This window comes from Rhizobium sp. PDO1-076 (assembly GCF_000247475.1).
Classification (GTDB): domain Bacteria; phylum Pseudomonadota; class Alphaproteobacteria; order Rhizobiales; family Rhizobiaceae; genus Allorhizobium.
In genome coordinates, this window is the sequence record NZ_AHZC01000110.1 from 24,472 (window position 1) to 37,257 (window position 12,786).

At 61.8% G+C, this 12,786-nt stretch carries 13 protein-coding genes; 7 read left to right on the plus strand and 6 right to left on the minus strand.

Features of this window, described 5'->3' with window-relative positions:
* Nucleotides 1-82: 82 nt before the first annotated feature.
* The 5 genes from PDO_RS08065 to era all read left to right on the plus strand — a co-directional run bounded on the left by PDO_RS08065 (nucleotide 83) and on the right by era (nucleotide 3,618).
* Entirely contained in the window at nucleotides 83-670 is a 588-nt protein-coding gene (locus tag PDO_RS08065; RefSeq protein WP_081593154.1) for a DUF2062 domain-containing protein, read from the plus strand.
* A 2-nt stretch (nucleotides 671-672) separates the two neighbouring features.
* The gene (acpS, locus tag PDO_RS08070; RefSeq protein ID WP_007600228.1) at nucleotides 673-1,077 is read left to right on the plus strand and encodes a holo-ACP synthase; all 405 of its coding nucleotides are present in this window, start codon (nucleotides 673-675) and stop codon (nucleotides 1,075-1,077) included.
* A 97-nt stretch (nucleotides 1,078-1,174) separates the two neighbouring features.
* A complete protein-coding gene (gene lepB, locus PDO_RS08075) occupies nucleotides 1,175-1,918 on the plus strand; it encodes a signal peptidase I (protein WP_007600229.1) in 744 nt (247 codons plus the stop codon).
* Nucleotides 1,915-2,637: a ribonuclease III gene (rnc, locus tag PDO_RS08080; RefSeq protein WP_007600230.1), complete on the plus strand. Its 723-nt coding sequence runs from the start codon at nucleotides 1,915-1,917 to the stop codon at nucleotides 2,635-2,637. Before lepB ends, rnc begins: the two co-directional genes overlap by 4 nt.
* Complete coding sequence (era, locus tag PDO_RS08085; RefSeq protein ID WP_037072976.1) at nucleotides 2,638-3,618, plus strand: GTPase Era; 981 nt, start codon at nucleotides 2,638-2,640, stop codon at nucleotides 3,616-3,618.
* A 15-nt stretch (nucleotides 3,619-3,633) separates the two neighbouring features.
* Here the strand turns inward: era and PDO_RS08090 are convergent, their stop codons facing one another.
* On the minus strand, nucleotides 3,634-4,779 hold the full coding sequence (locus tag PDO_RS08090) for an AbrB family transcriptional regulator (RefSeq protein ID WP_007600233.1): 1,146 nt from the start codon (nucleotides 4,777-4,779) through the stop codon (nucleotides 3,634-3,636).
* A 192-nt stretch (nucleotides 4,780-4,971) separates the two neighbouring features.
* On the opposite strand from PDO_RS08090, the gene PDO_RS26670 reads away from it, so the two are divergent.
* Complete coding sequence (locus PDO_RS26670; protein ID WP_244426382.1) at nucleotides 4,972-5,523, plus strand: TetR/AcrR family transcriptional regulator; 552 nt, start codon at nucleotides 4,972-4,974, stop codon at nucleotides 5,521-5,523.
* A 50-nt stretch (nucleotides 5,524-5,573) separates the two neighbouring features.
* A complete protein-coding gene (gene recO / locus PDO_RS08100; RefSeq protein WP_007600235.1) occupies nucleotides 5,574-6,347 on the plus strand; it encodes a DNA repair protein RecO in 774 nt (257 codons plus the stop codon).
* On the opposite strand, the gene PDO_RS08105 is transcribed toward recO, so the two are convergent.
* From PDO_RS08105 to PDO_RS08125, 5 genes are all read right to left on the minus strand, one after another.
* Nucleotides 6,275-6,529, minus strand: a complete 255-nt coding sequence (locus PDO_RS08105; protein ID WP_007600236.1) for a hypothetical protein — start codon at nucleotides 6,527-6,529, stop codon at nucleotides 6,275-6,277. The two genes, recO and PDO_RS08105, sit on opposite strands and share 73 nt — an antisense overlap.
* Before the next feature lie 398 nt (nucleotides 6,530-6,927).
* Entirely contained in the window at nucleotides 6,928-8,151 is a 1,224-nt protein-coding gene (locus PDO_RS08110; RefSeq protein WP_007600237.1) for an MFS transporter, read from the minus strand.
* Between the two features lie 137 nt (nucleotides 8,152-8,288).
* The gene (locus tag PDO_RS08115) at nucleotides 8,289-9,137 is read right to left on the minus strand and encodes an MOSC domain-containing protein (RefSeq protein ID WP_007600238.1); all 849 of its coding nucleotides are present in this window, start codon (nucleotides 9,135-9,137) and stop codon (nucleotides 8,289-8,291) included.
* Between the two features lie 7 nt (nucleotides 9,138-9,144).
* Nucleotides 9,145-9,798 carry an HD domain-containing protein gene (locus PDO_RS08120; RefSeq protein ID WP_007600239.1) on the minus strand — a complete coding sequence of 218 codons (654 nt, stop codon included), beginning with the start codon at nucleotides 9,796-9,798 and terminating at the stop codon, nucleotides 9,145-9,147.
* Between the two features lie 62 nt (nucleotides 9,799-9,860).
* Nucleotides 9,861-12,665 carry a DUF2339 domain-containing protein gene (locus PDO_RS08125; protein ID WP_007600241.1) on the minus strand — a complete coding sequence of 935 codons (2,805 nt, stop codon included), beginning with the start codon at nucleotides 12,663-12,665 and terminating at the stop codon, nucleotides 9,861-9,863.
* Nucleotides 12,666-12,786: the final 121 nt, after the last annotated feature.

Sequence of the window (12,786 nt, forward strand, 5' to 3'; positions counted from 1 at the left end):
TGTCGGCGTTCGCTTTTAGGCCTTGTGTCGATTTTCGGCCCTGCTCTTGCCGGATGCATGTCCGATCCACTACATGTGCAGCATGCTTTTCCGACGCCGCCGACCACTGCCCTTGATACAGAGACTCCGGGACTTCTTTTGGCCCCGCAAGGGTTTCATGCGTTCGCTGCACTATGTCCGCAAGCGGATCCTGCGGCTGACGGCAACCCCGCATGCGGTTGCAGCCGGCGTTGCGGCAGGGGTCATTTCTTCCTGGACCCCTTTCATGGGCCTGCACATCGTGCTTGCCCTTGCCATCGCCTACGTCGTTGCTGGCAATCTTGCCGCTGCCGCTCTCGGCACGGCATTTGGCAATCCACTGACCTTTCCCCTGATCTGGGCTTCCACCTGGGAAGTCGGCGAAGTCATTCTCCGTCGCGATGGCCCGGAGAAGGCAGCCCCACTCGATCTGCACCGGCTGTTGCATTCCTTCGATCTGACCCACTTGTGGGAGCCGGTATTGAAACCCATGTTGATTGGCGCAATTCCGCTGGCTGCCGTTAGCGCAATCGTGATTTACGGTGCGACCTACTGGGCCGTGCACGGTTTTCAGGTCAGGCGGCGCAGTCATCTGGCAATCCGCGCCCGCCAGCGCCTGGCCGAGGCGCTTGATGGGACCGCGAGCGTCTGACCATGATCATCGGCCTTGGAAGTGACCTTATCGATATACGGCGGGTGGAAAAATCCATCGAGCGCTTCGGCGACCGTTTTACCCATCGCTGCTTCACCGAAATCGAGCGCAAGAAATCGGATGGCCGCAAAAACCGCGCCGCCTCCTATGCCAAGCGTTTTGCCGCCAAGGAAGCCATGTCTAAGGCGCTAGGAACGGGCATTGCCCAGAACGTGTTCTGGAAGGACATGGGCGTCATCAACCTGCCGTCGGGCAAGCCGACGATGAAGCTAACCGGCGGGGCGCAAACCATTCTGCTCGGCCTGATGCCGCCCGGTCATGTGCCATCCATTCACCTGACAATCACCGACGACTACCCGCTGGCCCAGGCATTCGTCATCATTGAAGCCCTGCCGGAGAGCCGTTGAGCTGCTTGGTCGCGCCTGTTTGCCGCCGTCGGCGGTTGCCGCGTCGATGCGAACCGACTAGACAGGGCAGGAAATTCGCAAAAAGGAATAGAACCGCGTGAGCGAACGAGCTGAAAAGACTCAAAGTGCCCTTTGGGAGAACATCAAGGTCATCATCCAGGCCCTGCTGCTGGCCATGGTTATCCGCACCGTGTTCTTCCAGCCTTTCACGATCCCGTCCGGGTCGATGATGCCGACGCTCCTGGTTGGCGACTACATCTTCGTCAACAAGTTTTCCTATGGCTATTCGAAATATTCGCTGCCGTTCTCGCCGAACCTGTTCGAAGGCCGCATCTTCGAAAGCGCGCCGGAGCGGGGCGACATTGTCGTGTTCCGTTTCCCTCCGAACCCGAAGATCGACTATATCAAGCGCCTTGTCGGCCTGCCGGGCGACCGTATCCAAGTGATCGACGGCGTGCTGAACATTAATGGTCAGCCTGTGCCGCGTGCACAGGACGGTGCCTTTACATCCGACTACCGCATGGATCCGGGCACCGATGTGCCGGTTTTCCGCGAAACCATGGACAATGGCGTCACCTATCAGACGCTTGACCAGGCACCTGATACCCGCGGTGACAACACACGCGAATTCATCGTGCCCGAAGGCCATTATTTCATGATGGGCGACAATCGCGACAACTCACTCGACAGCCGCTTCGATGTCGGCTTCGTGCCGGCCGAAAACCTGATCGGTCGCGCTTCGGTGATCTTCTTCTCGCTCGGCAACGACACCTCGTTCCGCGAGATCTGGAAATGGCCTGCCAACATGCGTTGGGACCGTCTTTTCAAGGTTGTCGAATGAAAAAGGCAAGAGGGCTCGGCGAAGAGGATTGGAAGCAGCTTGAAGCTGTGATCGGTCATGGCTTTGCCGAGCGTGAGCGCCTGCAGCGGGCTCTCACCCATGCGAGCGCCCACGTCTCGAAGAGCCGCGGCGACTACGAACGCATGGAATTCCTCGGCGACCGGGTCTTAGGCCTCTGTGTCGCCGAACTGCTGTTTTCCATCTATCGCAATGCGACGGAAGGGGAACTGTCGGTTCGTTTCAACCAGCTGGTTAGTGCTGAAACCTGCGCCGCGGTTGCCGACGAGATGGAGCTTCATCGCTACATTCGCACCGGTTCGGACGTAAAAGCGATCACGGCGTCCAACATGCTCAATGTTCGCGCCGACGTCGTCGAAAGCCTGATCGCGGCCATCTATCTCGATGCCGGTCTCGAAGCTGCGCGCGGTTTCATCCTGCGCTATTGGACGGCCCGCGCCAGCCGTGCCGATGGCGCCCGCCGCGACGCCAAGACAGAACTGCAGGAATGGGCGCATGCCAAACATGCGACATCGCCAATATATAAGGTTGCCGAACGCTCCGGACCGGATCATGATCCCCGCTTTACGGTGATCGTCGAAATCCCCGGCGTGAAGCCGGAAATGGGAACGGACCGTTCCAAGCGTGCCGCCGAACAGGTGGCAGCCACAAAAATTCTCGAACGCGAAGGCATCTGGGCCAAGGCCACAGACGCCAACTGAATGGAAAATATGACAGAGAACCAAACCCCTGACGTCGATGAAGCGCCCGACGCCAACTTGACACAACCCGACCCGACCCGAACCGGCCCGACTCGGTCCGGCTTCGTTGCCCTGATCGGCCCGACCAATGCCGGCAAGTCGACCCTAGTCAATCGCTTCGTCGGTGCCAAGGTGTCGATCGTCAGCCATAAGGTGCAGACGACCCGCGCCGTGATGCGCGGCATCGCCATCCACAAGAACGCCCAGATCGTCTTCATGGACACGCCGGGCATCTTCAAGCCGCGCCGCAAGCTTGATCGTGCCATGGTCACGTCCGCCTGGGGCGGCGCCAAGGATGCCGACCTGATCCTGCTCCTGATCGACAGCGAGCGGGGCCTGCGCGGTGATGCTGAGGCGATCCTCGAGGCGCTGAAGGATGTGCCGCAGCCGAAGATCCTGGTCTTGAACAAGATCGACCGTGTCGAGCGCGAAGCGCTGCTCAAGTTGGCGACGACCGCCAACGAGACCGTCAAGTTCGACCGCACCTTCATGATCTCGGCCACGACCGGCTCGGGCTGTGAAGACATCATGGATTATCTGGCGGACACCTTCCCGGAAGGTCCCTGGTATTATCCGGAAGACCAGATTTCCGATCTGCCGATGCGCCAGCTGGCCGCCGAAATCACCCGCGAAAAGCTCTTCCTGCGCCTGCATCAGGAACTTCCCTATTCCTCGCATGTAGAGACGGAGAAGTGGGAAGAGCGCAAGGACGGCTCGGTGCGCATCGAGCAGGTCATCTATGTCGAGCGCGACAGCCAGAAGAAGATTGTGCTCGGCAAGAATGGCGAGGCGATCAAGTCGATCTCCAGCTCATCGCGCCGCGAGATGTCGGAAATCCTCGAACAGACGGTGCACCTGTTCCTGTTCGTCAAGGTTCGCGAAAACTGGGGCAACGATCCGGAACGCTTCCGCGAAATGGGTCTGGAGTTCCCGCGCGACTGATGTCGCGCGGTTTGCCTATGCCCTCAGGCGTCGGGCGACAAAGCTGGAGATCGCCGGGCCGATCAGGATGATCAGCAGCAGGCGCGTGGTCTGCAAGGCCATGACGAAGGACATGTCGACCGGCGTCGAGGCGGCGATGATGGCGACGGAATCAAGCCCGCCCGGGCTTGTCGCCAGATAGGCGGTGAGCGGATCGATGCCCTTCAGCCACCAGAGCAGGAAGGCAAGTCCGCCGCAAAAACCCATCAGCAGCACGATTGAGCCGACCACCTGGGGCAGGGCGCTTGCCGCATGCCGCAGGATGCGCCGGGTGAAGCTGAGCCCGATCTTCCAGCCGAGCAGACCATAGGCCGCCGCGAGCAGCCATTCCGGCAGGTCGATGGTGATGTAACCGAGGACATGAAGTGTGGTGGTCGCGATCATCGGCAGCAGCATGGTGCCGGCCGGGATTCTCAGCTTTGCCCCGACGACAGCCGCAGCAAGCGCGACAGCCACGGTTTTCGCCAGTTCGATCCAGTCGGTCGGCGGAAACCAGATGATCTCCTGTGCTGCGCCGCCCTCAACATTGAAGACGAATGCGGCCATGATCGAGGCACCGGTCGCGACAAACACCACCCGCAGATATTGCATGAAGGCGACAAGACGGGCGTCGGCACCATGCGCCTCGGCCATCAGCACCATGGCGGACGCCGCGCCTGCCGAGGTCCCCCAGACAGCGGTCGTCCCCGGCAGGATATCGGCCTTGGCAATCAGATAGCCGAGCAGGCTACTGGCGGCGATGACGGCGAGCACGATGGCGAGGAAGATCGGCCAGTCATGCGCGACGGCTTTCAGGGTCTGCAGATCGAGCGAGCGGGCGATGATGCAGCCGATCAGCGAATGAGCCACGATATAGGGCACGCGATGCACGGACAGCCGGGCACCATTGGTCGCCACAAGGATAGCGGCCGCCATCGGCCCGAGCAACAGGGCGCCCGGGATATGGCTGAGAAACAGCGCTGCCGACAGAACGAAGGAAACCATCGCCAATATGGTCCAGCGTGCGAGGCTGGGTAGCGAGGTCAGCATACCGGGCAGGGGTGCAGGCACGGGCGGGACGGCGATCGGGGCTTCGTCCGTCACGATGGTTTGCGGACTGTTGCGACCCTGATCCTCGGACATGCGGTACCCCGTCTTTCGTCTGAGGCGCGCGTGGATGGAAAGCGCTGGACGAAACGTCGAATTAGACAATAAATGAGGCTATCCTCACAATTGAGATTTATGAAGATGGTCTCGCAAAAGTCAAGTTCGCCACCGCCGACTCCAATGCCGGCCACGGCCAAGGAACCCAAGCGCAAGCGCGGGATCGCACGGGTGGCCAGACTTCTCGATGCCGGTGCCGCAGTCTTTGCCGAACAAGGTTACAAGGCAGCGACAATGACCGAGATTGCCGCGCGGGCAGGCGCGCCGATCGGCTCGCTTTACCAGTTTTTCCCCAACAAGGATCTGCTCGCGGACGCATTGGTTGCCCGTTACGCCGAGCATCTGGCGACCGAGCTTGAGGCAATTCGCCAAGCCGCCCCGCAACTGCATGCGGACGGTCTCTCGGCGAGACTGCTGGAGATGTTCCTGGCGCATGCGTCGGAGCGGAGCCTCGTTCTCAGCCTCCTCGATGCGCGCTGGGAGCAGCCCGGCGTGCGGCCCGGCGTGCTGCGGGCCAGCCTGAGGCAGCAGATCGTGTCGATCCTCGCCGCCTGGCGTCCGTCTCTCGGCGAAGAGGAGCAGCAAGCCATGGCAGCCGTCGTGCTGGAGGCGATGAAGACCATGGCGCAGTTCCATCAGGAAGAGCGCTTCCCGGGCAAGTCTCTGGCGCTTGAACACTGGCGTCGCTGGGTGGTCACTTATCTTGCCGATATGGCCGGATGAGGCCGTGCCGGCGGTTGTTATTGATGCCGTGGCTGGAGTAGAATTCACCGATGCAATGGACAGATGAAGCGATCCTTCTCGGTGTGCGGCGACATGGCGAAACCAGCGTCATCGCCGAAATGATGACGCGTCATCGCGGCCGTCATCTTGGCATGGTCCGCTCCGGTCGCTCGCGCACCATGCAGCCGGTCCTGCAGCCGGGAAACCGGCTGGAAGTCACATGGCGGGCGCGTCTCGACGAGCATATCGGCGAGTATCGGGTCGAGCCGGTGGAATTGCGCGCGGGGCGGTTGATGGAGAGTGCCACGGCCGTCTATGGCGTGCAGGCGCTCGGCTCGCTGCTGCGACTGCTGCCCGAGCGCGATCCGCATCCGCATCTGTTCGAGGCACTCGATGTGATCCTCGATCACCTGCATGAGCCGGCATCGGCCGGGGAACTGTTTGTGCGCTTTGAACTGGCGCTGCTGAATGATCTGGGATTTGGCCTTGATCTGGAAGAATGTGCGGCCACCGGAGGGCGTGAGGATCTGGTGTTCGTCTCGCCGAAATCAGGCCGCGCGGTCAGCCGTGCCGCAGGTCAGCCCTGGGCCGACAAGATGCTGGTTTTGCCGGATTTCCTGTCTCCAGGCACAAGGCGCGCCGCGGATCCGGAAAGCCTGGCACGGGCGTTTCAATTGACCCGCTATTTCCTCGATCGCCACGTCTACGTGCCGCGCGGGCTCGAAGCCGGCACGGCACGCGAAGGGTTTTGTCAGGCTGCATTGAAGACCTTGCGGTCACTGGCCGAACCTGCCGAATTGGCGGCGCCGAAGAAAATTTCCTGATCTTCCGGCGCAGACTTCTGCATATGCTGGTGAATGGCGACCTGCAGGTCGCCAATGCTGCGGTAGCTGCCGCCATCCAGGTCGATGACCGGATACTTCACGGCAATGAACTTGAACCGATCGCCGTCGGGTATGGTGATGCCGACCGGAACCCCGGCGTATTCGATAACTTGCTTCTTCATAACAATATTCCCCGCCCGTGCGGTGCACGGAGCAAAACTAGATGTCGATGTATTCAGTTCAGTGCTTGCGCAGTGTCACATTCGACAGGTGCATTTGAGATGGGATTTGCCCATCACAAAGCGCGGGGTAATCTGCCAGGATCGGGCGGTATCATGAAATACAACTGGCATTTCGCTGACCTCCTTCTTTGGCTGCGGTCTCAAGGGCGAGACCTTACGCTGGTATCGTAGTCAGTATCGATCCAGCATCCCCAAGGTAGGTGCAGGATGCGAATCCGTCAACGGGGTCGTCAGCAAAAATAAAATAATTTTCTGCTGACGTTCGCAGGTGCACAAAATGAGGCAAAATTGATCCGCTCCGGCCGAAAAGCCGAAATAAAATCTCATTTGGAGCAAATTTAAGCCGCGACGACAGCCGGTCGGTCGACCGCTTTCTCACGGATTGGCCAATGCACCACTGCCGCGAACAGGCCAAGGATTACACCCAGCCACCAGACCTGGTCGTAGGTGCCGAAGCGGTCGTAGAGATAGCCTCCCATCCACACGCCGAGGAAGGAACCGATCTGGTGCGACAGGAACACCAGACCACCGAGCAGGCCGAGATGGCGTGTGCCAAACATGATCGCCACGAGGCCATTTGTCGGCGGCACGGTGGACAGCCACAGCAGGCCCATCACGGCGGCGAAGATCACCACCGACGTCGGTGACTGCGGCAACAGCAGGAAAGCCGTGACCGCGATCGAACGGCCGATATAGATCAGCGCCAGGAAATACGGTTTCGAATAGCGTTGGCCGATCACACCGGCGGCCAGCGAGCCAATGACGTTGAAGAAGCCGATGAGTGCCATGGCAATCACCGCGTAGCGTGCCTCGATGCCGATATCGCCGAGATAGGCGGGAAAATGCGCGGTGATGAAGGCCACCTGAAAACCGCAGACGAAAAAGCCGGTGGTCAGCAGCAGGTAGCTCTTGTGGGTCAGTGCTTCTTTCAGCGCAGCGGCCACCGTCTGCTCATACTGCGCCTTGGATTGCGTGCCGGAATTGGCATTGCCGCGCAGCGGATAGGCAAGCAGCGGTACGATCAGCATCATGATCGACATATAGACCAGTCCGTCCGACCAGCCGACGGCCGAGATCAGCCCCTGGGACAACGGTGCAAACAGGAACATGCCGGCAGAGCCGGCAGCCGTGCCGATGCCGAAGGCCATCGAGCGCTGTTCGGGCGTCACGTTGCGGGCGAATGCCGAGAGGATGACGCTGAACGAGCCGGCGCCGATCGCCGTACCAACCAGCACGCCGCCACCGATATGCAGCCAGATCGGCGCGGAGGCATGCGCCATCATCAAAAGGCCAAGCGCATAGAGCACGCCGGACATGACGATCACCCGGCCCGTTCCGTATTTGTCGGCGAGTGCGCCGAAGAACGGCTGGCTCAGACCCCAGCAGAGGTTCTGCACCGCCATGGCCAGACCGAAGGTCGAGCGGTCCCAGCCGCGATCGGCCAGCATCGGCAACTGGAAGAAACCCATGGCCGAGCGCGGGCCGAAGGTCATGACAGCGACCAGAGAACCCGCGATGATGATCAGCCAGGGCATTGTGGGACGGGGGATGGTCGTGGCCATGAGATTTGCTCCGATTGTCCGCAGACAATACAGGAGCGTTTTCGCGACGAAAAACGCCAATTGATGAACTGGCCATCAGCTTAATTGATGAACGTCAGCCGGTTCGACCCCGGACGATAATGGCTAAGAACGTTCCTTCAGCGCCGTTTGATCGCCCAGCTTTCCGAACGTTCTTCGATGATAGTGACCTGATCGCCCAGCGCGATGGCACCTTCACTGCGCGGCACCGCGTTCCAGCCGAACAAGGGGCCGGGCACGCGCCGGTCGGCCGACATGCGGATGCGGCCCATGGCCGGGATCGGAGTGGCACCCTCGCGCGAACCGGTGGTCTGGTCCTGGCTCGTCATGATGCAGCGGGCGCATGGTTTGACGAAGTCATAGCGGATGCCGGCGATCTCGATCGCCGTCCAGCGATCCTCGGCCCAGGCCTCGTCGCAGTCGACGACAATATTCGGCCGGAAACGCTCCATGCCGACCGCGCCTTCGCCATGCTTGGCCATGTCCTCGTTCAGGGCACGTAGCGAACCGGTCGTCGTCACCAGAACCTGATAGCCGTCGGCGAAGCTGACGGGACTGTCGTTGCCGGCCCATTCCGTGTTGGCGAGACGGCGGGCGGCCGTATCGAAGAACACCAGCTTCATCGGTGTGTCGAACCACGCCGACAGCGTCGCGTTGCTTGTTTCGTCCGCCACGGCGGCGCTGACGATCGATCTCCATACAGCCACGTCCATGCGGTTGTCCGGCTGCGGTTGCGCGACCAGCACCTCGCGGCCGTCGTCCAGCGTCAGGTGTACACCGCTCTCGGTCGGAGCGACGGTGAGCCTCGCCAGAGCCGGCAATTCGCGCTGGGTGATGAACTGACCGGTCGGGTCGACGATCATCATGCGCCGGTCGCCGGCCAGGCCCATGGCCTCGATGCGGGCGGATGGCACGGTGATGCCGCGGGCGCTTTTCAACGGAAAGATATTGAGTTCGGCGACCTGCATGACAGCCTCAGATTTCATTGTGGAACAGGGACAGGAAAAGGTTCAGGCGCTCGTGTCGCTCCGTGGCCAGTCCGCGGCCGGTCGCCGTCTGGAAGCCATCGGAGAGCGTCAGCAGCTTGGCCGGGAAGTGGTCGATTGCAAAACGCCGGTCGTCGAGCGGTCGGTTTTTCGCTTCCGGGTCGGTCGGGTCATAGAGGCCGGAGCCCATCCGGCCGGCAATATAGAAGCAGCGTGCCACGCCGACCATGCCGATCGCATCGAGCCTGTCGGCATCCTGCAGGATTTTCGCTTCGATGCTTTCCGGCGCGATATTGGCGGAAAAGCTGTGCGTCAGGATGGCATGGGCGACGGCGGCGATGCGGGCAGCGTCCCAGCCGAGACCGGCCAGGATGCCGGAAGCCTTGTCTGCGGCCAGCCTGGATGCCTGTGAACGCAGCGGCGAATTCTTCTCGACGGCAACGCAATCATGCAGCAGCACGGCTGCGGCCAGAACCTCGCCATCGCTGCCTTCGCCCGCATGGATGCGCATCGCATTGCGGAACACCCGGTGGATATGGGCGATGTCATGCGAACCGTCATCGCTGTCCGTCGCATGCGGCAGCAGATGCACAGCCAGGGCATCGAAGGGCGCGAATGCGGTTGCGGTCAGTGTCTCGGCCATGATGATTCCATGCGGTTGTGGCGCGTCATTTAGACCAGTCGAACCGTCTCTAGCAATTGCACTCAACTTTTCTCTGCAACCTCTTCGACCGGTGCCGATGCGATCTCCTCATTGTCCCGGACCGGCCTGCTGCTGAGGATCTTCTGGTAGAACAGGCCGATGCCGATCAGCACCACGCCAAGCCCGATGAAGGACAGGGCCCTGAGCACGCCTTCGAGATTGCTCATGTCGATCAGAAACGCCTTGCCGACCGACAGCATGACCAGCACCGCAGAGGCAATGCGCAGGCTGCGGGCATTCAGCCGGGAGCCGAGCACCAGAAGCCCGACGCCGATCATAAGCCATGCGACGGAATAGCTGTAGGTCTCAGCCTGCAGGAAGCCCTTCCATTCGGCGATGAATTCGCCCTGCCAGAAGCGGCGCACGCTAAGCGTCACCCAGGCAAAGCCAAGGGCCGCGGCACTGATCGCCAGGAGCGTCACATAGGGCAGGGGCCGCTTGTCGCGGGCATACAGGGCCAGCCCGGCATAGGCGAGGCCGGGCAACAGGTAGCCGATGAAAAGCAGGTTGATCAACGGCCAGTTGCCGGTGCTTTCACCGGTAAAGAACGGGTTCAGCGCGCCGAGATGGGCGGTCAGCACCTGTAGCATCGACACCACACCAGCCGCCATCGATCCGTACCGGAATACCGGGCTCGGTGATTTCAGGTCGAGCGTCATCATGATGCCGGAAAGGCCGATGAACAGCAGTGTGTAGATCGATTGTTCGCCAAGCGTCGGCACGCTGTCGTCGAGCACGCCACCATTCATCGCATGGCGAATGAGGATGGCGACAGCCAGAAGGCCGAGCAGGCTGGCAATCGCCTGCAAGGCGTTGCGCACCCGCACGCCCGGCCAGCGGCGCAATTCATAGGCTGCCACTGCGGCCAGAAGCGCCGGGATGCCGTAGCCGGGCAGAAGGGCATTGAGGAAGGGCGTCTTGCCCAGCGCGTCCGCTCCAACGAGCGTCGGCTCCCAGCCGATTCGCACAAGCACGCCCACCGAGGTCGCCGCCATCATCCACGGCAATCCGCTCCAGGGACGCAGGCGTGTTGCCATCAGGAAGGCAAAGCCGAGTACAGAGAGAAGGACGGTCGTGACGATGCCGTCGGTCAGCGCATGCAGGGCGAACGCAAAAGCTGCGAAACTGCCGGCGATCAACAGGTCCCGGGCGCGCCGCAGGTCATTCTGTCGATCGATCTTGCCGATCGCCTCGGCCGCAGCAATCAGCACGAGACCGACCGCAATCCCGTAGAGCCCATGCGTCCAGTCGCGGCTGTAGACGCCGTAGAAGACGAAGCTGACTGCGGCGAGCACGGTCGGAACGGTGGCCGCAATGCCCGCCCAGAGCGTGGCAAAGATCGGATCGGCAGCACAGCGGCGGCGGATAAAGGCAATGCCGAGCAGCAGGAAGATCCCGCCGAGCCCGAGAGAGACGATGATTTGCAGCCCGCCAAGGCTGGGCAGAGGCACGGTGCCGCCGCTGGCAGAGTCCAGCATCCAAAGAATATCCATCGTCAATGCGGCTTCGGTCAGGACAACGAGCACGGCGCTGAATGCCGAAAGCACGGCCGGCCAGAATGCGCCGTGACGGGCAGCACCGGCCGCCGCAAGCGAAGCGATCAGTGCCGCCGAGGCATAGAGCGGAAACAGATCTACCACGCTGCCGACGAACAGAAGCGTCAGCGCTGGCAAGATCACGGCAAGCGCCATCGTGATGTCGAGGCCGATGGCGGCGCGGATGGCGAGTTTGCCGAGATTGTCCCAGGACACGGCCGTGTTCTCTGTCTCGGCGCTGAGCGTCGTGCCCGGCCAGATCAGCAGCCAGCTGGCGACCATGGCAATCAGCGCCAGCGTCACCGGGGTCAGGTCGGCAGGGCCGCTGAAAGCGATGTAGACAAGCGCCCAGAGGCCGAGCCCGGCATGGGCGATCGAGGGCACGATATGCCAGCCACGGAAGCGCGAGGCGAAAGCCGTGGCAATCAGCGAGACCGTCAGGAAGCCAAACAGCGTCCACGGGCTTGGTGATGTGCTGGACACCAGCGCCGGCGTAATCATCGAGCCAGCCAGACCCAGCCCGGCCAACGCCTGGCCATGCAGCATCGACAGACCAAGTACGGCAAAGGCAACCAGCGACAGAAGCAGGAAGGCGCCGGTCGCGCCGATGAACTCGTAGACACCATGCGCCGCATAGATCGCGCCGAATAGCGTCAAGGCTCCGGCGGCCGTCAGGATGCCGGGGATCATTGCGCTTTCATGCAGGGCTGCCATCTTCGGCAGTGCCTTGCGCCGGACGAGTTCGCCACCGGCAATCAGCAGCAGACCGAACAGGGCGGCGAGCGTCAGCCGGACAGCCGGGCCAAGCAGACCGCTTTCGATCGAGTAACGCACGAGAAACAGGCCGCCGAGCGCCAGCGCCAGGCCACCCGCCCAGACGGCCCAGCGTGCACCGAGCAGGTTTTCCAAGGTGTCGGTTTTGGTGGCGGACGTCGCGCGCGCTGCCACGGTCTCAGGTTGCGATGCGCTGGCGGTTGCCTCGTCAACGGCTTGCTCGCGCGCCGCGATATCCATGCCTGCGTCCGGTTCGCCGGCGTCTGGGGCGGCGACCATGGGCATCTGGTCCGGCGTTTGCCCTTCAACGTCGTTCGATGCTGCGCCCGGTGCCGTCTCCGTCGAAGCCACCGTCGTCACGGCTGTGGCTGGATGCACCATCACCAACCGTTCGTTCAGGCTGGCCACATCGCTTTCGAGCTTGGCAATCCGTTTGCTCGCCCCGCGCTGGGTGGTGAACAGGATGCCGACAAGGATCAGGATCAGGATTTCGAGCATGCGGCCTCGTGTTGGGTGCTTTGGTTGCCACAACACTAGCGTTTTTCAGCAGCAGTGAAAGAGCGCTTGGTCACGCGGGCCGTCGGTGTCCGACATGACGTTTATGCAAACGCGCTTGCAT